The sequence below is a fragment of the Bacillus sp. Bos-x628 genome (assembly GCF_040500475.1).
GTDB lineage: Bacteria > Bacillota > Bacilli > Bacillales > Bacillaceae > Bacillus > Bacillus maqinnsis.
This window is the reverse complement of record NZ_CP159358.1, coordinates 2,325,755-2,346,643: the sequence shown is the minus strand read 5'-3', so window position 1 is coordinate 2,346,643 and position 20,889 is coordinate 2,325,755. Positions and strand designations below refer to the sequence as shown.

Genomic DNA, 20,889 nt, shown 5'->3' with positions numbered 1-20,889 from the left:
TACCATCTACTCAATGATTTTCAAACCGCTGAAAATGAAAAGGTAAGCATTTATAAATAAACTCTCTACAAGCTGAAACGACCCCTTGATGGAGTCGTTTACTTTTATGCATCAACAGATGTAAAAAATTGGGGCAAATATTCACGATGTGCTTCAAGCATTTCATCTAATATTTGCTTTGCAACCTCATCGGAAGGTACGAGTGGATTAATCGTCATGGCGACAAGAGCCGTCTCATAATCTCCCGTCACTGCTGCTTCCGCTGCCACACGTTCAAATGACTTAATTTGCTGAACGAGGCCTCTTACAGCAACGGGTAAATCCCCTGTAGCAATCGGTTTTGGTCCATCCTTTGTAATGATACAGTTGACTTCAACCGCTGATTCAGCTGGGATGCTTGCAATCGCCCCTCTGTTCACTGTATTGACTGGCTGAATGTCATGCTTATCGTTATAGATGGAGCTGATTAAGTTACATGCAGCATCGCTGTAATAAGCCCCGCCTCTTTTTTCAAGTTGTGGTGGTTTAATGGTTAAATCCGGATCTTTATACAGTTCAAATAACTCTTGCTCGACTTGCTGCACAACCTCTGCCCTTGTTCCTTTTTCTTGTGCCGCCCTCTGTTCTTCTTCCAGCATATCTTTCGTTTTATAGTAATAGCGGTGATACGGACAAGGAATGACTCCTAGCCCTTTGACAAAAGAAGGCTCCCAGTTTTTCGCTTCAATGTTTTTCATCGACCACTGGCTATTTGGGTTTCCTAATTCATCTAGCACCTGATCCATAATACTGACACCATCTAAATACACATCTAATCCATAAACCATGTGATTGAGACCGGCAAACTGCACTTCAATGCGTTCCACATCTACATCAAGCGCCTTTGCAATCCCCATTTTCATCCCAATCGGTACATTACATAATCCGACCACTTTTTTCAAATGGGTATAGCGTAAAACAGCTTCTGTGACCATACCCGCTGGATTTGTAAAATTCACAAGCCATGCATCTGGACAAAGCTCTTCCATATCTTTCACGATATCTAAAATGACTGGTATTGTCCGCAAGCCTTTCAATAAACCTCCTGGTCCATTTGTCTCCTGACCAATTACGCCGTATTTGAGTGGAATTCTCTCATCTTTCGCACGGGCTTCCAGCAGACCCACACGCAATTGTGTTGTGACAAAATCCGCATCCTTTAAGGCTGCACGGCGATCGAAGGTGAGATGGACATCAATTGGCAGTCCAGCTTTTTCAACCATACGCTTGGCGAGTGCACCCACGATGTTTAATTTTTCTTCACCTGCTTGAATGTCAACAAGCCATAATTCCTTCACAGGCAATTCATGATATCGTTTGATAAACCCTTCTACCAGCTCCGGCGTATAGCTTGATCCGCCACCGATCGTAACAATTTTAATACCGTCTTTCATGAATTGACACCTCCGAATTGCTTTATTTTCTCATAGAGCTCTATGATTTCTGCTGCAAGCTCCTTGACAGTCATTGCGTTCATGAGATGGTCTTGGGCATGAATCATTAAGAGACTGATGTCGGTCTTTTCTCCTCTGATTTCTCCTTGGATCAGCTCTGTTTGTGCGTGATGCGCCTCATTTAACGCTTCTTGTGCCTCCTGCAACTTTTGTTTTGCTTCATCGAAGCACCCTTTTTTTGCACATGTCATGGCCTCCATTGCCAAGCTTCTGCCATTTCCACCGTGCAAGATGAGTTGAAACACAATTTGTTCCATTTCCATCGGCCGCATCCTCCTTGTTCCCTCCATTACAGACTGACTATATGTTCATCAGTCGAAGCTTTTGTTTCTAGTTCATTTTCTTCTTTCAATTTTTGCTTATCCCACATTCTAAAGAACGGGTAGTATAGTGCAAATGACAACGCCAAATTGATCAACTGCATGACAGCACCGGAGACTTTTCCGCCCGTTGCGAGATAGCCTGAAATAATTGGCGGCATAGTCCACGGAACGGCGATTCCAGCCGGCTTCGCCACAAGTCCTGTGCTCATCCCGATATATGTCGTGATGATCATCATAACTGGCGTAAGAATAAACGGAATCAAGAGCATTGGGTTCATGACAATCGGCATTCCAAAAATGATCGGTTCGTTGATGTTAAAGATCGCTGGTCCAATCGCTAGCCTACCAAGTTGTTTCATTTGCTTACTTCTTGCACGTATAATCATGGTAAGTACTAAGGCAAGTGTTGCTCCGCTTCCGCCGACGTTGATGAAAATTTCAAAGAACTGTGCTGTGAAAATATTCGGCATCATTTCTCCTGCTTGAAACGCAAGGCGGTTCTCATCCATTGCACCAAGCCAAATGGGTCCCATGACGCCGCCGACAATCGTTGCCCCATGGATCCCACAAGCCCAGAGAAGCATTTGCACACCCATGGCCACGATACTGCCGCCTAAGCTTCCACCGAGAATGGAAAGCGGCGTACCAATTAAAACGGTGATGATGTGATGAATACTCTCAAAAGGTGACATCTCAATTACAAGTCTTGCGACCCAGATCAAGGTGATAACCACAAAACCCGGAATAAGTGCGATAAACGATTTACTCACTGCTGGCGGTACACCATCAGGCATTTTAATGACAATGTTCCGCTGGACAATAAAGCGGTAGACCTCTGTTGAAAGCATGGCAATAATCATGGCGACGAACAACCCTTTACTGCCCATTAATGTAACAGGAATCCCGCCATTCACTAAAATCGCTTCTGTCGATCCTTCAGGTGTAAAAGGCACTTGAAATGGTGTTGCCAATAAAAAGGCGGCGACTGCGATAGCACCAGAAGATAGCGCATCAACACCATACTTTTCAGCAAGCCTGTAGGCAATCCCAAAGGTCGCAACAAGTGCCATAATATCAAAGGTAGCATTGACAGGATAGGATAGTTTCGTGGCCCATTCGGCTCCAAAGATACTTGCCATAAAATCGCTATATCCTGGGATTGGAAGGTTGGCTAAAATGAGAAACAGTGAACCGACAATAATGAGAGGCATGGTTAAAACAATTCCGTCACGCAATGCTTGTAAATGTCTTTGAGCGGCAATCTTCCCTGCAAACGGCATGACCTTCTCTTCTAAAAATCGGTTGAACCCATTCATCCCTTTCGCCCCCTTTATCCGTTCACTAACTGCTCAGCAGATTTCAAAACCTCAGCGCCATTACATACGCCATAATGCACTGTATTAATGACATCCACCGGAATGCCTTTTTCCTCTCCAAGCTTTTTCATTTGTGGTAACAAATATCGAACCTGAGGTCCCAATAAAAGCACATCTGCTTGATCAATATGACTTTTTGCAGCATCTCCAGATACCGCCCATATCCGATAGTCTTTTCCTTGTTCTTGTGCGCTTTTCTCCATTTTTGTGACCAGTAAACTTGTGGACATACCTGCTGCGCAAACCAATAAGATGTTCATGAGTAAACGCCTCCCTTTTAGAAATTTGAAGTTTTTCTTTACATTCATCATATTGTGAAATCGCTTTCATAAACACCTATACTTTTTCCTATAGGAAGCGGAAAAAGTTAATATCACAACGTTAGTTCTTGTACGAAGGAATCTTTTTAAACATTACATCTAGTATGTCTTCAAACGTATCACAGGCGATTAGGTGATGAATTAATTTCACATTATGCACAAGCTCTCCTAACAGTCGGTACATTCCCTTTAAATCGTTGGCGTTCTCTTTTTCTACACAAAGTAGGCAGACAAATTGGACTTTTTTGTCACCCCAAGCGATTGGTTTTTCTAATGTACATATTGCCCAACATGTCTCTTTTGTCATTGGTGTCATGGGGTGTGGGATTGCTGTATCATGACCAAAAGAGGTAGGCGCCGCCTGCTCTCTTTCCAAGACGGATTGTGTCAGATCGACTGGCGCCAAACCCATATCAATTACTTTTTTCGTGAGAAAGATGATGACTTCTTCCTTTGTTTGAAATGCACGTTTTGTAAAGACTAATTCCTTTTTTATATATTGTGATGCCAATGTCATCCTTGTTTCACTCGTAAGGGCTTCTTCAATTTTCTGAAAGTCACTGCCTCCCAATATGGTATTCACTTGGATCACCGGAATAGGTAACTCCATCTGAATAGGAACGGTGCTAATCATCAAATCCAGCGCATGTAAAGAGACATGAGGAAGTGAATAAAGCTCTGCCGTTCCTAAGATGGTCAGTTTTGACCCAAATTGTGACCGTAAACGGTCTTGCAAGAGCCGCGTACTACCTGCACCCGATGCACATACAATGAGACAACGCTTTGGCGGAATCTCCATCTTTCTCCGCTCTAAGGCAGCACCAAAATGTAACGCCATATATCCAATCTCATTCTCATGAATTGGCAGGCCTGTCTGTTCTTCAATGATTTTGCTTGCGACAATTCCTGCTTCAAAAGCTATTGGAAACCCTGCTTTAATCTCATCCAGCATAGGATTTCTTAAGTTCATTCTGTATTTACAACGGTTCATCGCCGGTTTTAAGTGTAGGCTTAATCCGATCATTAATTCCGCATCATCCGCTAAATCAAGTTGCAGCTTTTGATCAATAGCCGCCAGCATTTTCTGGACAAGGCGGCTTGTGTCATCATCCACAATTTGCTTTTGCCCACTCGTTGAAAAAGATTGCACCATTTTTGCCGTTCCAAGCAAATGAATGGTGATATATACAATCTCCTCTTGTGGAAATAAGACATCTTGCAAACCTTCAAGACGCTCCACCATTTTCTTTGCTACCTCGTATTCCTTTGCACGGGGAATCTCTTTAATTTCCTCTGGAAGAACAGATACATAATTTCCGTGTCTAATTCGTTTACAGGCAATGGCCACGTGGACAATCAAATTATTCATGCATATATCCGATAGATTCATTCTCTCCTCGTTTATATAATCAATCACCGTTTTCTGAATCAACTCTAACTCGTGTTTTGGCAAAATAGTCACAGCTGTGCTCATTATAGTTTGGTAGGTACGGCGCTCATTGAATAAATATTCTGACATACAATAGCGGATTTTCATCTCTGAACCTTGAATCCGGTAGCCTTTATTCGGTTTTGCTTCGAGCGTTAGCTCAAAGGGCTCAAGTTTACGTTTGACCGACTTCATATCGTTACTCATCGTCGATTTACTAATAAACAGATGCTCCTGTAAATCTTCTAGCTTCACATATTGCTCAGCTAAGAGAAGTTTTTTTAAAATAAACAGAACACGCTCTTCCGGCAGGACGGCTAGAGGCTCTTCCTGCTCGACCTCCTCCTTCATAAAACGGCGAAAAGCATTCTCATCTTTGATTAACAGCTCATACCCAGCTCCTTTAACAGCTAATACAGCAGCATGATAAGGGGCTAGACGTTCATTTAATTCCTTGATGTCGGTTCGAATGGTGCGGCTTGTCACTTGCAGGCTGACAGAAAGGGCAGAGCTTGACAGAGGGGTTTCAGCTGCTATGAGCTGACTTAATATGTGAGCCAGCCTTTTACTCAACATAGGATCGACCTCCTTATTTGAGGATAGAGAATCTGCCTTGACTGGTTAAGTTGTATGCGCTTGCAGGTTCTCTTCATTATCCATATTCTACTGAAAAGAAATAAAAATGACCAACTTATTCATATGACAAAAGGCTCTATTTATACTAATAAACGTAACCAATGATCTATTAATCTCCCTCTTACGTCGTACAATGTAAGTCATAAAAAAAAAAGACGATACCCTTAGTGTATTCGCCCTTATTTATGAAGTGATCAGCAAAGTATACATGACGCGCTTTTTTTATGTGTACCTGGAATGCTCAAGTGCATGTGATTAAATTGAGATTGCCTGTAAATGAACATACGAAAAAACTCTCTTTCGTATCAAACACTGAACTCCATAAAAAAAGCCGGATTATCCGGCTGTGACGTTTCGACTTTTTGATGTTTTCCGTTCTTTATATATTTTCCTCAACAATGGATAAAGAACTGGTGCCCATTTGACAATTTGTTTCAGCCATTTTTTCATGATCTCCTGTGCCTCCTTATTGTCATTCATACAAGACTATTCCCAAGCTTGTCATGAAATAAACAGATGCAGAGGGAGCAGGAGTTAAATAACGCCTTGTGCGATCATTGCATCTGCTACTTTACGAAATCCTGCAATATTCGCTCCTACAATTAAGTTCCCGGAGTGTCCGTATTCATCTGCTGTCTTGATACAATGTCGGTAAATGGATTGCATCATTTGTTTCAACTGACGATCTACTTCCTCAAATGTCCACGACATCTTCGCACTGTTTTGTGCCATCTCTAATGCAGAAACGCCCACTCCGCCAGCGTTTGCTGCTTTTGCTGGTGCAAACAGAATGCCGTGTTCCTCAAATACTTTCACTGCCTTAAGGGTTGATGGCATATTTGCACCTTCTCCCACAGCCAACACGCCATTTGCCACAAGTTGCTTCGCATGCGCCTCTGATATCTCATTTTGGGTGGCACACGGCAGTGCAACGTCACATGGAATTGACCAAATTTGTTCATAATCTTCAATAAATTCAGCATGCGGATGAACATCTGTGTATACTTGAATTCGCTTATTATCGACTTCTTTCAGCCGCTTGACTGTATCAAGTGAAATGCCTTGAGGGTCATAAATACAACCACTTGAATCACTGCAAGCGACAACCTTTCCACCTAGCTCCATCACCTTTTCCATTGCATAAATGGAGACATTTCCTGAGCCTGAAACGACAACTGATCGTCCTTCAAATTGCAGTTCATGAGATTTCAACATTTCCTCCATAAAGTAGACAAGTCCGTATCCTGTCGCTTCTTTTCTCACTAAACTGCCTCCAAACCCAGGACTTTTCCCTGTGAGAACACCAGCTTCATAAGCACCTCGCATTTTTTTGTATTGGCCGAACATATAACCAATCTCGCGTGCGCCTACTCCAATATCCCCTGCTGGAACATCTTGATCAGGTCCAATATATCGACTAAGCTCACTCATAAAGCTTTGGACAAAACGCATGATTTCCCCGTCAGACTTTCCTTTCGGGTCAAAATCAGCTCCGCCTTTCCCTCCCCCAATGGGTAAACCTGTCAGTGCATTTTTAAAAATTTGTTCAAATCCTAAAAACTTAATGATACTCGCATTAACAGATGGATGAAACCGAATGCCTCCTTTATAAGGACCGATGGCACTATTAAATTGAACCCTAAATCCTCTGTTCACTTGTACTTTGCCTGCATCGTCTACCCATGGCACACGAAAAACGACAAGCCGCTCTGGCTCAACTAACCTTTCTAATATCGCTAGTTTTTCATACTCTGGATGCTTCGCAAAAACGGGGACGAGTGAATCCAGAATTTCTTTGACAGCTTGTAGGAATTCTTCCTCTCCTGGATTCCTTTTTTCCACATCCTCTAAAACGCGGTGGATATAGCTTTGAGCTGTTTGTGCTGCTCGATCTAAGGTCAACATGTCTCATTTGCCTCCTTGTAGATAACTTCACACATTTGATTGTTAGATTTTCTAACGCATATTGAGACTAATTTAACATCATTTGTAAAATATGATCAATATTGATAACAGATGAAAATGATGCCGAATTGAGATTAATCAAGTAGCCACCCTTTACAACAGCTACAATTTCCGTTTAGAAAATGACGATAGTGCTAGAAATTAACAACTAATCCTTCCGAATCCCGCTTTTTCTGACAACATTGTTGAACGATAACAGATTTCTATATCAATGAGATGCAAAAAAAGCCAAATGGCGTGATGGCAGTCTTACGAGACGCACTCAAGCTTTCCTCCTCTTTTTCATTCAGGCAATACAACACAAAGCCAATATCAAATAGAATTATTTTCTCTTTTGTCTAATCCAAACACACCCCTCCTTTCTTTTCTTCTCTCTCCTTCATGAGATGACACTGCAGACAATATCGTTTAGAATGGTCAATTATTTCATTTTGTTTAACTTTCTCCCTGCTCACTCAATCATTCATCTGCTTAATATCCAATCTTTTCTTATGAAATGATTATGACATTCTTTCGTTTCTAACAAAAAAGAATTTCAGTAATCAGGATGATATCTCAAAGAATTGAAGCTCTCTTTACCATAATCACTATGTCACCACATTCCCTATCGTCAATGGTCCTCGTCTCATCTAGATGAAAATGAAATAATCATCCCCTTAGCATCCTAGAAAATCAAGGAGTACCCGTCTCCATGTCTTAGCCGATGATTACTTTTTGCGTGCTATGCTCTTCCTACATTCCAAAAGGGGCGATGCCAGCGAAAAAAGGAGGAGAATTTGAATCGCAGCTTATTTTGGAAACGTTTACATTACAGCGGTTTAAAAATAAACTGAATGGAGAGGATTATTTTGAAGAAAAAGGTTCCAATGTTAGCCGGTGTCATAACAGTTGGTCTCGTGGCTTCATTACTTGCACCAAATGGGGAGGCAAAGGCGGAAGCGGAAACGAAATATCCACAAAGCCCTTCAATTATGGCCAATTTTAATCAGCAAGGATTCTCTACATTAAATGGAGGTACAACAGGCGGCGAAGGCGGTAAAACTGTGACAGTTAAAACTGGAAATGAATTGCTAGCTGCCCTCAAAAGTAAAGGAACAAATGAACAGTTAAAAATCATAGTAGACGGGACGATTACACCATCAAATACGTCTGCTAATAAAATTGATGTCAAGGATACAAACAACGTATCTATCGTTGGTAAAGGGACGAACGGTGAGTTTAACGGGATTGGCATTAAAGTATGGCGAGCGAATAATGTGATCATCCGTAACCTCAAAATCCATCACAGCAAAATTGGCGATAAGGATGCTATCGGAATCGAAGGCGCTTCTAAAAACGTGTGGGTAGATCATAATGAACTGTATAACACCTTAAACTCTGGTAAGGATGACTACGACGGCTTATTTGACGTCAAAAATGACTCTGATTACATTACTTTTTCTTGGAACTATGTACATGATAGCTGGAAAACAATGCTCATGGGTAGCTCTGATAACGACAACTACAACCGTAAAATCACCTTCCACAACAATCGCTTTGAAAACTTGAACTCTCGTGTACCATCCATGCGTTACGGAGAAGGTCATTTGTATAACAACTATTATAAAGGCATCCAAACAACAGCCATTAACTCTCGTATGGGCGCAAAGATGAGAATTGAGCACAACGTATTTGAAAATACGAATAATGCCATTGGTAGCTGGGACAGCCGTCAAGTTGGAACATGGCATGTCATCAACAACTCCTATATTAACAGCACAGGCAGTCTACCAACATCTTCAACAGGTACGTACAACCCTCCTTATAGCTACTCTTTGCTTAACGTGAACAATGTCAAATCAGAAGTTTTATCAAATACTGGTGTTGGAAAAGTAAACCCATAAACCATACAAAACGTTCGGGCAGATCACCTGTCCGAACGCTCTTTTCATTTATTTAGATGGTAGAAAATGGACGATCCATTTGATACAACCTTTGATAACGCAGGCTTTCCTTGAGTAATTCTTGGTGATGGCCCTTCATTTCGATTTGTCCATTCTCAATAAACATGATCTGATCACATGCTTCACAGCCTGTCAGGTGATGAGTGATCCAAATCACCGTTTTCCCTTTTAAGACATGAAATATCGTTTTAAGCAAATCACGTTCCGTACGAGGATCAAGTCCAACAGTTGGTTCATCCAATACGACAATCGGCGTATTTTTCAACAAGATACGAGCCAGCGCAATACGCTGCCTTTCCCCACCTGAGAAACGAACCCCTGTCTCTTGTACACCTGTTTGATAACCTTCAGGAAGCGACTCAATTTTATCGTGAAGTTGCACCTGTCTAGCCGCTTCTTTCACCTGCTCCTCTGTCGCTTCTGGTGAGCCTAGTCGAATATTATTCAAAACAGAAGTATCAAATAAATATGGCTGTTGATTGAGAACAGACACATAATCTGATATATGTTCTTGAATACGCTGCACCGGCATTCCCTGAATACTCACAAATCCTTGATTTGGAAGGACAGCACCTTCTAATAATTTTAATACCGTTGACTTTCCTGCACCGCTTTTTCCTAAGAGGGCGAGTGATTCACCTTGCTTGAGCGAAAATGACAACCCCTGAAGCACTTGGTTCTGCTCCTCATAGCCAAAGAACACTTGATCAAAACAGACCATTTGATCATCTGGAACAGTTGACTGATTCAGTGCAACCTTGTCAAAAGACCCTTCATACGACTGCTTCTCGTAATGAGTTAATCGGCTCACAGATTGCTGATAAACAGGAATTTCACCTGCTGCATCGGATAGGGGCATAAATGCTTCCGTTAACGGAAACAGCACAAGCACAAAGGCTGCAATCAGTGTGTGCGACATAGATCCTGACTGTACGACCGAGCCGCTCCAATAAACCACCATCACGACAGCTCCTCCAACGACAAGCTGCACAAGAAATTGACGCAAACGGATAAACCGATGCTTTGCTGCTTCAAGTTTTAACAGTAGTGCCTCTTTTTGTTCATAGCCTTCAACAAAATCTTTTTGTCTGCCGCTAAACAACCAATCACTAACACCCATAACAGCATCCGTTAAATGACTGTACAGTTCATTTCTGCCTTTTTTCATTTGGATTTGCCTTGCCCGATTGACAAGTACTGTGATGTATGGGAAGACAAACACCAAAAGTGCCATATAGAGCAGCATCAAACCAGCAAATGACCATGAAAATCGTCCAAGTGCACCGATTGATGCAGCATATAAAAGCAATGCGCCAATTGACGGAAAGATTGTTTTTAAATAAGCATCCTGCAATCGCTCTACATCTTCTGACAAAAGCCCAAGCATTTCACCTGTTCCAAGCCTTTTCTGTTTGGCACTTCGTTCAGCCATATCATACAAGCGTACTCGCATTTTTTCAATCATGGTTAAAATCAATTGATGGCTCGCAAGCCTCTCCGCATAACGAGCTGCGGAACGCGAGATTCCAAATGTCCGCACTGCCACAATCGGCACGTATACCATTAAAATATTCTCAGGTCTTGTCGCCGCTTTTGATATGAGAAACCCCGAGGTAAACATCAGCATGGAAGCGGAGAACACAGCAACAGCTCCTAAAAAAATCACCAAGGCAAACAACTTTTGATTCTCCTTGATATACGGTATAAACCAACCTTTACTGATCACGTAACCGCCCCCATTTGCTCCTGTACCAATTGATAGTACACACCTTTTCTTTTCATTAATGACTCATGCGTTCCCATCTCCGCAATTGTTCCTTGATCCATGACAATGATCTCATCCATATCTGTCATCCAATGAAGCCGATGTGTCGCAAGAAACACCAGCTTATCTTCAAATAACGGAAGCATGGTTTTCTTCAACTCATACTCTGTCTCAATGTCGAGGTGAGCAGTTGGTTCATCTAAAAGCATAATTGAACGCTGACATAGAACGGTTCGAGCGAGTGCAATCCGTTGCGCCTGCCCTCCACTTAGCCCTCTCCCCTGTTCTCCAATCACCTCATCAAAACCGTTTGGAAGCTGGGCCACTAACTGTGATAAACCTGCCTCTTCAGCAGCTCTTTCCACCTCTTCATCTGTTGCATTCTGTTCATAAAAACGGATGTTTTCCTTTAAAGTAGTGTGAAACAAATAAGGATGCTGCGGCATATAGACGACTTCCTTTTGCCACGAATTCATCTGCAGATGATAAAGTAGCTGACCGTTTATCATCATTTGACCAGCAGACGGCTCTACAAAGCCACCAAGAACATCTGTTAACGTCGATTTACCCGCACCACTTGCACCAATGATGCCAATCTTTTTCTTTCCTTTAACAGTAAGGTCTACATCTTGAATCGAATAAGGAGCATTTTTTTCATGCAAGACACAAATATTTTGTAGTGACAGCACGTCTTGGTCTGTCCACCGATTGAGCTGTATTGATTGTGTATCCTGCGTCCGAAAGCCCTTCTCATCTAAAATGACCTGGATGGCTTCATTCGCTTCTTTTCCATTTAAGGTCGCATGATAGTCATTCCCAACCTCTCGTACTGGTAAGAAATATTCAGGTGCAAGCATTAACGTTGTCAAAGCCGGCAATAACAGAAGATCACCTTCAACTAACCGTAAGCCAAGGAACACAGCGACGGTAGCAATGGATAACATTGAAAAGAAATCAAGTGCAAATGATGAAAGAAATGCCACTTTCAACGTGCTCATGGTCGCCTTTCGATATCGCTTCGACACCTCCGCAATATTGCGGGAATGTTTTTTGCTGATACCTAAGTAACGAAGCGTTTCCAGACCACGGAGTGAATCAGTAAAATGATTGGATAATTTCTCATACGAACTCCACTGTTTGACCGCTTTTCGCTGGGCTACAAGTCCAAGCAAAATCATAAAAACTATTAAAATCGGCAACGTCACGATCAAAATAACGGCAGATGTCTCATCTAATATCCATATATAGATGAGCACCATGATCGGAATGACTGCCATATTCACCATTTTAGGCAAAAACAGTTGTAAGTACTGACGATATTGAGCGATCCCCTCCATTGCTAATGTCACAAGCTTTCCTGTTCCTTTTTTCTTTGCGAAGCCCGGACCTAAACGGAATAGTTGGTCCAGAAGCTGTTTCCGCACGTCTGCACCAATTCGAGAGGAATAGACAAACATGACTTTTTCTCGAATCAAGGTTAAGCAATGTCGCACCGCAAAGGCAGCAAGGAACAGCAAAACATAGGGAGTAGCCTGCGTGAGGCTTTTTCCGTCAAACAGCGTTGTAATAGCATGTGCCAGCCACTGTGCTTGAAAGATGATGCTTGCTCCTTGGATGAGCGACACAATACCTAAGAGGGCAAGTAGCCCTCTCATTCCTTTTAATTGAAGCAAACGTTTATCCATTAGTACGTCATTGGCTCCTTACCGCTTACACGCTTACGGAAGACATAATAGCTCCATATTTGATACCCAAGCACAAAAGGCAGCAAAGAAATGGTCACAATCGTCATCACCGTCAGTGAATAAGAACCTGATGCAGCGTTTTGAATCGTTAGGTCAAACGCATGATCGATTGAACTGATCATCACCCGCGGGAACAATGCGGCAAAGAGCATCGTTACTGTGACCATGATGCCTGATCCTGTGAACAAGAATGTCCAACCATCACGCTCTTTTTTCATGAACGCAAATGCGGCTACATAACAGACGACAATCAGCACAGTTAAAGGAATGGTGATGATCGGGCGCACTGTATAAATATCGGTTTCCTTGATCGACACACCGACAAATAGGACGAGGAGTGGCAGTGCAATCAGCAATACACGCTGACCGAGCTTTCTTGCACGCTGTTTTAAATCCCCTTCTGTTCGAAGCGTAACGAAAATCAATCCGTGCAGGAGGCATAGGACTGTGACCGTCACGCCGCCAATCAACGAATAGAGATTCACAAAGTCTGTGAAACCAGCGTACATATTCATGCTTTGATCAATCGGCATTCCGCGTAAAATGCTTGTAAATAAAACACCTAGTAAAAACGGCGGAAGCAGGCTACCAAAGAAGATCACCCAGTCCCAAGTTTTGGTCCAAGAGGCTTTCTCAACCTTTCCTCGAAACTCAAAGGCGACCCCTCGCCCTATGAGTGCTAACAAAAGAACGGTAAACGGAATATAGTACCCGCTAAACATCGTGGCATACCAGTGAGGAAATGCAGCGAAAATTGCCCCGCCTGCTGTAATGAGCCAGACCTCATTTGCATCCCAAAATGGTCCGATGGTATTTATTAAAATACGGCGCTCATGTGCGTTTTGACCAAGTAGCTGCATGGACATACCTACACCGAAATCAAACCCTTCTAAAAAGAAAAACCCAACAAACAAAACTGCGACAAGCATAAACCAAATCTCATTAAGATATGCCATGATATGCGCCTCCATCAAATGGATCTGTAGATAGGTCCGTTTCATTCTTTAGATATTTGTCTTCAGAATGTGCACCTTTTTTAATTTCACGAACAAACAAGTACACCAGCACAATTGCAAGAATCAGATAAATAGTCGTAAAGCTAATAACTGAGAAGAGAAGCATGCCATATGAAACGTTTGGCGAGATTGATTGTGCCGTTGTCATCATGCCGAAAACAGTCCACGGCTGACGCCCAATTTCCGTCATAATCCACCCTGCTGAATTCGCAATAAATGGGAAAGCTATCATCCAAACCATGAAACGTAAATACCATTTGTTTGATTCAAGTTTCTTTCTAAAACTCAAGTACAATCCAAACATACTGGCAAAAATCATGAGCATACCTGAACCTACCATGATTCTAAAGCTCCAAAACGTCGTTTTCACTGGTGGGATATAATCTCCTGGACCATACTTTGCTTCATATTCCTTTTGAAGTGACAGCATTCCTGGAACATCTCCACTGAATTTCTGATAAGCCAGATAACTTAAAGCAAAAGGAATATTGATTTCACCAGAGTTTTCTTTCTTATCTGTGTCAATATTGGCAAATAGTGTCCATGCAGCTGGATCCCCGCTATCCTTCCAAAGGGCTTCACTTGCTGCCATCTTCATCGGCTGTGATTTCATCAAATGCTTTGCTTGATCATGTCCAGAGAACGCAACACCTAAGCCAGAAATTAAAGCAAGAACCATTGCAAGCTGGAATGATTTTTTGAAAAAGGCTACTTCTTGTTTTTTGATCATTTTATACGCACTAACACCCGCAATAAAGAAGGAGCCTGTAGCAAGTGCACCGAACAGTACGTGCGGAAATTCTACCCAGAGCTGCGGATTGGTGACAAGTGCCCCAAAGTCATTCATTTCTGCACGGCCATTTTTAATGACAAATCCGACCGGCTCCTGCATAAATGAGTTAGCTAATAAAATCCAAAACGCCGAAAAGATCGTACCAAGGGAAACAAGCCAAATGCACAATAAATGAATTTTCTTCGGCAAACGATCCCAACCAAAAATCCAAAGCCCAATAAATGTAGACTCTAGAAAGAAGGCTAGTAGTGCCTCAATAGCAAGCGGTGCACCAAATACATCACCGACAAACCGTGAGTAATCAGACCAGTTCATCCCAAATTGAAATTCTTGCAGTATCCCTGTGACCACACCTACTGCAAAGTTGATCAAGAAAAGGTGTCCCCAGAATTTCGCCATTTTTTTATAAATGTCTTTTTTCTTTACAACATAGAGGGTCTGCATCAATGCGACGATAAAGACCAACCCTATAGACATAGGAACAAAAATAAAATGAAATAATGTCGTTGAGGCAAATTGAAATCTTGCTAAAAACAACTCACTCACAGCTTTACATCTCCCTTACTTTCATATGCCGAATGATTCGGAATCACTATGTTCACCATTTCACAAAAAACGCACTGTTTGTTCAATATTTCACAAATAAGAGTACATCTGAAATGGCGTTACTAGTGAAATTTTACTCTTTCTTTTCATTCGGTTAGTTATTTATACCTGTACTTTACACCCATACGATTCAAAAATAAAGTAAATTTTACCTAAAAATTGGATGGTATTGTGTCAGTTATTTGACTACTTTGTCAAAAATATGTGACAGAATGGAATGAACCGCAAAAAGCAGTGCGATGTTCTGTCTACAACGGCTTGATTCATTTCGTTTTTCTTGAAAGTTTGTCTACACGCTGAAAAATAAACCTTTGCATCCAAAGCGGCAAAGATGTCTGTATTTCGCTGATGATTTGATACACACATTGTTTTTAAGCAATCTGTCCAATCATAATTCATGGAAAAATTGACTTAGAATTCTGGAACATCGCACAAAAAAATTTCGATCAGTATGACTGATCGAAATTGATTAAGAAGGCAAGTGTTCGCCTTTTCTGCTTTTTTGCCTCTCCACAGACCATGAATACATTTCTTGGATGACAGGTTCAACTTTCTTTCCTTGCTCCGTTAATTCATACTCAATCCGCACCGGAATGTCTGGGTATACTTTTTTCTCAACGAGTCCTTCAGCTTCTAAATCCTTCAGCCTTTCGGATAATAGTCGTCCGCTAATTTTCATTTCGTTTTCCAACTGGCAGAACCGTTTGGGTCCTGTCAGAAGCTGATTGATGATCAGAATCACCCATTTCTTCCCTAGAATCTCCATAGCATCTGTAATTGGACATCTGTCTACTTGAGGCATTTCTTGCTCCCTCCTGCTTTTCTCCACTTTTTTTCATTATAACATAATTAATTACTTGAAATAAGTCACTAACTATTATATAGTTTAGTTACTAAAAGTAACAAGGTATACATTTACAATAGCTATTTAAAAACATTTAAACATGCCAATGCATATCACATGAGGGAGATGACCGGGCTTGAATATGATTGAGGAGTTAACATTAGGTTTAACAGAATTACATGTTTCCAACTTTGAGCGTTCCTTGCCTTTTTATACAGAGATTTTAGGATTCACGTTATTAGAACAAACAGATTCAACTATCACACTTGGAAACAATGCAAAGGAACCTATTCTCCTCCTTAAAGAAGACGTGCATTTGAAGAAGAAGCCTGATCATGAGCCAGGGCTTTATCATTTAGCTATTTTATTACCTGCCAGAAAAAACCTAGGCACATGGCTGGCACATGTGATCAAAAAAGGCTATCCTTTAATTGGAGCAAGCGATCACTATTTCAGTGAAGCCATTTATTTAAGTGACCCTGACGGCATTGGTGTTGAAATATATGCTGACCGCCCTAAGGACATTTGGTTAGGCGAAAATGGAGAACTGAAAGGTGGCGGAAATGCACCGCTTGATGGAGATGGTCTCATGCAAGAAGCAGCCGATTCCACATGGGAAGGACTCCCCGCTGGCACAGTCATGGGACATTTGCACTTCCATCTCAATCCAGAGGAAGCCAATACATTTTATGTGGACACGCTCGGTTTTCATATCCGAATGGCTCCGCCAGCGAGTCTATTTATCGCATATGGTGTGTATCATCACCACCTTGCCTTTAATGCATGGGGAGGCGGAAGAAAAGGAGCCATTGATCCAAGTTTTTCAGGGATTAGAAGCTATACGCTCATTTTTCCACAAGAAACAGACAGACAATCCGTCGTAGAGCGTCTGACAGAAGCAGGCATTCACGTAGAAACGATAGAAAAAAGTAACGAATTTGTTGATCCATTTGGCATTCGCGTTCGTTTACAGATTGAAGAAATAGACAAAAAAGAAGGTGCAGAACATGGACAAACAGACAGATCTGAAAACAGCCATTTTAAAAGATAAAATCAAACGAGTACAACAAGATGATGGTTATATATATATCACTGGACCTATTCAACTGCCAATCAACTTGGACGGCAGAACAGTTATGTTCAAATGGTATTCTTGGTTAAAGGACGAGGGAAAAGAAGCTTTGTCAGATGAAGCTCTCATTGAAAGCCTCTCTTCTCGACAGCTGGCAGATCACCAGCAATCTAGCGTCCTTGTATATGGAGATTTCGAAAATGCCGACGAAGCATTCATTCGCATGCACTCCATCTGCCATACTGGCGATATTTTCGGGAGCAAACGTTGCGATTGTGGATTCCAATTGAAACAATCAATGCGCATGATTGAGGAAAATGGCGCTGGTGCATTATTTTATTTAGCCAACCATGAAGGTCGCGGCATTGGTCTTTTCAGCAAAGCCATGGCTTATATTCTTCAAGAAAATGGTTATGACACAGTGGAAGCAAATGAAGCGCTGGGCTTTGAGGATGATACACGTCAATATGAAGAAGCGATCGCCGTCCTTCAAACTTTGCGCACAAAACCAGTGAGACTCATTACAAATAATCCGAAAAAAACAGATGCCATCAGTCATGCAGGCCTCTCACTTTCTGGACGTATTCCGCTTTGGGGGGATGTTTCAGAATTCAATGAAAAATACTTGCAAACAAAAATTAACCGCTCAGGTCACATAAAAGCGGATCAAGAGGTGCGTACAATTGCCACATCATGAGCGATATATGAAGCTGGCCCTTGAAAATGCACAGGCGATGAGAGGACAGACATCACCGAATCCGCTTGTTGGGGCTGTGATTGTGCGAAATAATGAGATTGTGGGCGTCGGTGCTCATATGAAAGCCGGCGAACCCCACGCTGAAATTCATGCACTTAGAATGGCTGGAGAAAAAGCAAAAGGGGCAACGATTTATGTGACACTAGAGCCTTGTTCACACCATGGGCGCACAGGTCCTTGTGCTGAAGCACTTGTAAAAGCCGGTGTCAAAACTGTTGTGGTTGCGGCACTCGACCCTAATCCACTTGTAGCTGGTCGCGGAATCGCTATTTTACAAGAGGCAGGCATTCAAGTCATCACAGGTGTATGTGAGCAGGAATCCATCCATATGAATGAAGTGTTTAATCATTTTATAACGAAGAAAACACCTTTCGTGACGTTAAAAGCGGGCATCACACTAGATGGGAAAATTGCATCGGCTACTTCTGACAGCAAATGGATTACATCAGAGGCTTCACGTTATGACGCTCACCACATACGCAGTATCAATGATGCGATTTTGGTTGGTGCCAATACCGTTATTCATGATGATCCATCTTTAACCGCTCGGATTCCAAATGGGCATCATCCGATACGGGTCATTTTAGACTCTACACTCTCCACACCGCCAACGGCAAAGGTCGTTACCGATCAGCTTGCCCCTACATGGATTTTTACAACGAAGCGAGCTGATGAGAAGAAACGAGCAGCACTAGAAGCAACTGGCGTAAAGGTCTTTATGACAGGTGGAGAGCATCGAGTGCTTTTACAGGACGTACTGCAGGTGCTTGGAGAAAAGAACATCTCCTCACTGATGATTGAGGGCGGCGGACAAGTCAATGCTTCATTTTTAGAGCAGCAGCTCGTTGATAAACTTGTCATCTACATGGCACCTAAACTCATCGGCGGACAACAATCCCCTTCCTTTTTCGGAGGCGAAGGCATAAGCCTGATGAGTGATGCGATTGAACTTGATCAGCTCACCATTGAACAATTGGGGAAAGATATCAAAATAACAGGTTATCCCGTTTATCAATGAACAACAAAAGCTTGTAGATTTTGTCTACAAGCTCTTTTATTTAAATGGTGAAAAACCTAGCAATAGTCACTTGAAATAAAAAATCCTATTGCAAGGAAACAATTTATAGGGGATCACTACAATTTATCTTGATCATAAAAAACTTATTTTTGAGGTGAAAAAAATTGTCGATTAAAGGGATTAATTATTTTCTGTTTCTGATTTAGTAAAAACGTATTTGATGTAAAAGGGGAGTTGATTTGAACGATTGATTCGTTATAGTGAAACTTGTCGTAAAATGTTTCATGTGGAACATTTATGATCTAAAATCTAAGAATTCCCCTCACCAGCCTGCCAAAGCTTTCTGGTGAAAGACTCGGTGTAATGCCGACAATAAAAAAATATTTTTCCTTATCATTTATAAATTATCCTTCTCTTTCTGTATGTGTGATGATAACAGACTCAACCATACTTTTATGAAGAAGTGATCGGAACTTCTATTCTTTTTAATCGTATCACATGTATAGAAGCAATTATGCGGAGAGATCACATGTTTACTATCTTTTTTATCGGCTGTATTCTCTTGTTGTTCATCCTTTTAATCAGATCATTCTTAAGACCAAATGAAGAATTTCCTTATCTGATCAGAATCATTTTCATTATGTACAGACCAAACAATGCACCATCTTGCACACGACGCTTCATGTAATGGAGATAGTATTGGCGGCGGTAGATGTGACAAAAGATGAGAAACATGAAAAAACAACCGTCCACTATAGACGGCTGCCCATTTATTTCATTAAAGAGCTTTCCAGCCCCGTTCAATCAATTGTTTTACATCCATTGCAAAATCTTCGCCCTTTTCCATGACATCCTGGGCTCTACCCGCAAAGTTACTTGCGACAGCAAGCTCCATTTTCTTCAATTCAAAGTGCATGATTTTTTGGTCAATTTCAGTGATGTATTGTTCATACTCATTGTTCACAATGTGATGCATGGCACTGTAGGCCTCTTTCCGAAGGCAATGAAAGTCTGCTCCCCTTTTACCCTTCCATGACGAATCAAGAGCAGGCTTCTCAATTTCCGTTATGTCTGACTGCGCAAGACCTTGTTCTGTACGAATATTGCTTTTTGCTGTCTTTAGCCGAGAGATCATTTCGTCAAATTCCGCACGTTTGTTTTCAATCCCCATATGCAAATGATGAAGCATCTCGGATAAATTCATGTCATCCACCTCTATTGGACATCTTACGAAAGCACTCCGTAAGAAACAATTGAATCTAGCAAGCGCACCTACTTTTTCTATTGATTTCTATCGTTCGCTTCCTGTTATAGTATAAGGCGAAAAGCCTTAGTCTCAAATAGGAAAAAGGTTTCCTTTTAACGAGATTTTTGGAAGGGAAAAGGAATAAATCAAAGCCATAAAACACGAATCTTATATAAGTCTTTAGGTCTATATTTATCATTTCACTTCATGTCAAAAATGAATGAATGTGTCCTGCTTTATTTTGCAGCAATCGCTTCGTCTTGTTCTTTTAAGGTCTTCACATTGGAGCGTGTATCTTGGACATTTTTGATGAGGGCCTTCTTAAAAGCAGAGACCGTTTCATTGATCTTAGCTTCACGCACTGTCCACTTTGACACAAACTCCAAACTGTTTTCACCAACTTTATCTGATGCTTTTTTCATCATTAAGGCTTCTACTGCTTGCGTGACTTCATCTAGTTTTCCCATGACTAATTGATTGTTTAACTTAATTTGTCCCATTTATGATATCCTCCAAATTTGTTCATGTAACCGCTAGTAAAG

At 41.5% G+C, this 20,889-nt stretch carries 17 protein-coding genes; 4 read left to right on the top strand and 13 right to left on the bottom strand.

What is annotated here, in order from left to right:
- Nucleotides 1–104: 104 nt before the first annotated feature.
- The 6 genes from ABVJ71_RS12100 to gdhA all read right to left on the bottom strand — a co-directional run bounded on the left by ABVJ71_RS12100 (nt 105) and on the right by gdhA (nt 7,482).
- On the bottom strand, nt 105–1,433 hold the full coding sequence (locus ABVJ71_RS12100; RefSeq protein WP_353854226.1) for a 6-phospho-beta-glucosidase: 1,329 nt from the start codon (nt 1,431–1,433) through the stop codon (nt 105–107).
- Complete coding sequence (locus ABVJ71_RS12095; RefSeq protein WP_353854225.1) at nt 1,430–1,756, bottom strand: PTS lactose/cellobiose transporter subunit IIA; 327 nt, start codon at nt 1,754–1,756, stop codon at nt 1,430–1,432. The genes ABVJ71_RS12100 and ABVJ71_RS12095 overlap by 4 nt, the downstream gene beginning before the upstream one ends.
- Before the next feature lie 26 nt (nt 1,757–1,782).
- Nucleotides 1,783–3,132: a PTS cellobiose transporter subunit IIC gene (celB, locus tag ABVJ71_RS12090; RefSeq protein ID WP_353854224.1), complete on the bottom strand. Its 1,350-nt coding sequence runs from the start codon at nt 3,130–3,132 to the stop codon at nt 1,783–1,785.
- A 14-nt stretch (nt 3,133–3,146) separates the two neighbouring features.
- Nucleotides 3,147–3,452: a PTS sugar transporter subunit IIB gene (locus ABVJ71_RS12085; protein WP_008355465.1), complete on the bottom strand. Its 306-nt coding sequence runs from the start codon at nt 3,450–3,452 to the stop codon at nt 3,147–3,149.
- A gap of 121 nt (nt 3,453–3,573) precedes the next feature.
- Nucleotides 3,574–5,517, bottom strand: a complete 1,944-nt coding sequence (locus ABVJ71_RS12080; protein WP_353854223.1) for a BglG family transcription antiterminator — start codon at nt 5,515–5,517, stop codon at nt 3,574–3,576.
- A gap of 594 nt (nt 5,518–6,111) precedes the next feature.
- Nucleotides 6,112–7,482 carry an NADP-specific glutamate dehydrogenase gene (gene gdhA, locus ABVJ71_RS12075; RefSeq protein WP_353854222.1) on the bottom strand — a complete coding sequence of 457 codons (1,371 nt, stop codon included), beginning with the start codon at nt 7,480–7,482 and terminating at the stop codon, nt 6,112–6,114.
- Between the two features lie 905 nt (nt 7,483–8,387).
- Between gdhA and ABVJ71_RS12070 the strand changes: the two genes are divergently transcribed.
- On the top strand, nt 8,388–9,425 hold the full coding sequence (locus tag ABVJ71_RS12070) for a pectate lyase (protein WP_353856651.1): 1,038 nt from the start codon (nt 8,388–8,390) through the stop codon (nt 9,423–9,425).
- A gap of 52 nt (nt 9,426–9,477) precedes the next feature.
- Here ABVJ71_RS12070 and cydC read toward each other — a convergent pair whose 3' ends face one another.
- The 5 genes from cydC to ABVJ71_RS12045 form a co-directional block, all read right to left on the bottom strand.
- Nucleotides 9,478–11,211: a thiol reductant ABC exporter subunit CydC gene (gene cydC, locus ABVJ71_RS12065; RefSeq protein WP_353854221.1), complete on the bottom strand. Its 1,734-nt coding sequence runs from the start codon at nt 11,209–11,211 to the stop codon at nt 9,478–9,480.
- Nucleotides 11,208–12,935: a thiol reductant ABC exporter subunit CydD gene (gene cydD, locus ABVJ71_RS12060; protein WP_353854220.1), complete on the bottom strand. Its 1,728-nt coding sequence runs from the start codon at nt 12,933–12,935 to the stop codon at nt 11,208–11,210. The genes cydC and cydD overlap by 4 nt, the downstream gene beginning before the upstream one ends.
- A complete protein-coding gene (gene cydB / locus ABVJ71_RS12055; protein WP_353854219.1) occupies nt 12,935–13,951 on the bottom strand; it encodes a cytochrome d ubiquinol oxidase subunit II in 1,017 nt (338 codons plus the stop codon). The genes cydD and cydB overlap by 1 nt, the downstream gene beginning before the upstream one ends.
- Nucleotides 13,938–15,350, bottom strand: a complete 1,413-nt coding sequence (locus ABVJ71_RS12050) for a cytochrome ubiquinol oxidase subunit I (RefSeq protein WP_353854218.1) — start codon at nt 15,348–15,350, stop codon at nt 13,938–13,940. The genes cydB and ABVJ71_RS12050 overlap by 14 nt, the downstream gene beginning before the upstream one ends.
- A 529-nt stretch (nt 15,351–15,879) precedes the next feature.
- A complete protein-coding gene (locus tag ABVJ71_RS12045) occupies nt 15,880–16,212 on the bottom strand; it encodes a helix-turn-helix domain-containing protein (RefSeq protein WP_353854217.1) in 333 nt (110 codons plus the stop codon).
- A 178-nt stretch (nt 16,213–16,390) separates the two neighbouring features.
- Here ABVJ71_RS12045 and ABVJ71_RS12040 point away from each other — a divergent pair, with 178 nt between their 5' ends.
- From ABVJ71_RS12040 to ribD, 3 genes are read left to right on the top strand one after another with little or no spacing between them, the layout of a single operon-like run.
- Nucleotides 16,391–17,305, top strand: coding sequence for a VOC family protein (locus ABVJ71_RS12040; protein ID WP_353854216.1), 915 nt, complete (start codon nt 16,391–16,393; stop codon nt 17,303–17,305).
- Nucleotides 17,262–18,023, top strand: a complete 762-nt coding sequence (locus ABVJ71_RS12035; protein WP_353854215.1) for a GTP cyclohydrolase II — start codon at nt 17,262–17,264, stop codon at nt 18,021–18,023. Before ABVJ71_RS12040 ends, ABVJ71_RS12035 begins: the two co-directional genes overlap by 44 nt.
- A complete protein-coding gene (gene ribD, locus ABVJ71_RS12030; RefSeq protein WP_353854214.1) occupies nt 18,010–19,101 on the top strand; it encodes a bifunctional diaminohydroxyphosphoribosylaminopyrimidine deaminase/5-amino-6-(5-phosphoribosylamino)uracil reductase RibD in 1,092 nt (363 codons plus the stop codon). The genes ABVJ71_RS12035 and ribD overlap by 14 nt, the downstream gene beginning before the upstream one ends.
- A 778-nt stretch (nt 19,102–19,879) precedes the next feature.
- Here ribD and ABVJ71_RS12025 read toward each other — a convergent pair.
- Both ABVJ71_RS12025 and ABVJ71_RS12020 read right to left on the bottom strand, forming a co-directional pair.
- Nucleotides 19,880–20,305 (bottom strand): DUF5082 family protein, encoded by a 426-nt coding sequence (locus ABVJ71_RS12025; RefSeq protein WP_353854213.1) that lies wholly within the window; start codon nt 20,303–20,305, stop codon nt 19,880–19,882.
- Between the two features lie 278 nt (nt 20,306–20,583).
- Nucleotides 20,584–20,847 carry a YwqI/YxiC family protein gene (locus tag ABVJ71_RS12020; protein WP_353854212.1) on the bottom strand — a complete coding sequence of 88 codons (264 nt, stop codon included), beginning with the start codon at nt 20,845–20,847 and terminating at the stop codon, nt 20,584–20,586.
- Nucleotides 20,848–20,889 lie beyond the last annotated feature (42 nt).

Excerpts from the sequence above, each read along its gene's own strand:
- ABVJ71_RS12100 (WP_353854226.1), bottom strand. The coding sequence starts at position 1,433 with ATGAAAGACGGTATTAAAATTGTTACGATCGGTGGCGGATCAAGCTAT.
- ABVJ71_RS12095 (WP_353854225.1), bottom strand. The coding sequence starts at position 1,756 with ATGGAAATGGAACAAATTGTGTTTCAACTCATCTTGCACGGTGGAAAT.
- celB (WP_353854224.1), bottom strand. The coding sequence starts at position 3,132 with ATGAATGGGTTCAACCGATTTTTAGAAGAGAAGGTCATGCCGTTTGCA.
- ABVJ71_RS12085 (WP_008355465.1), bottom strand. The coding sequence starts at position 3,452 with ATGAACATCTTATTGGTTTGCGCAGCAGGTATGTCCACAAGTTTACTG.
- ABVJ71_RS12080 (WP_353854223.1), bottom strand. The coding sequence starts at position 5,517 with ATGTTGAGTAAAAGGCTGGCTCACATATTAAGTCAGCTCATAGCAGCT.
- gdhA (WP_353854222.1), bottom strand. The coding sequence starts at position 7,482 with ATGTTGACCTTAGATCGAGCAGCACAAACAGCTCAAAGCTATATCCAC.
- cydD (WP_353854220.1), bottom strand. The coding sequence starts at position 12,935 with ATGGATAAACGTTTGCTTCAATTAAAAGGAATGAGAGGGCTACTTGCC.
- cydB (WP_353854219.1), bottom strand. The coding sequence starts at position 13,951 with ATGGCATATCTTAATGAGATTTGGTTTATGCTTGTCGCAGTTTTGTTT.
- ABVJ71_RS12045 (WP_353854217.1), bottom strand. The coding sequence starts at position 16,212 with ATGCCTCAAGTAGACAGATGTCCAATTACAGATGCTATGGAGATTCTA.
- ABVJ71_RS12035 (WP_353854215.1), top strand. The coding sequence starts at position 17,262 with ATGGACAAACAGACAGATCTGAAAACAGCCATTTTAAAAGATAAAATC.
- ABVJ71_RS12025 (WP_353854213.1), bottom strand. The coding sequence starts at position 20,305 with ATGAATTTATCCGAGATGCTTCATCATTTGCATATGGGGATTGAAAAC.
- ABVJ71_RS12020 (WP_353854212.1), bottom strand. The coding sequence starts at position 20,847 with ATGGGACAAATTAAGTTAAACAATCAATTAGTCATGGGAAAACTAGAT.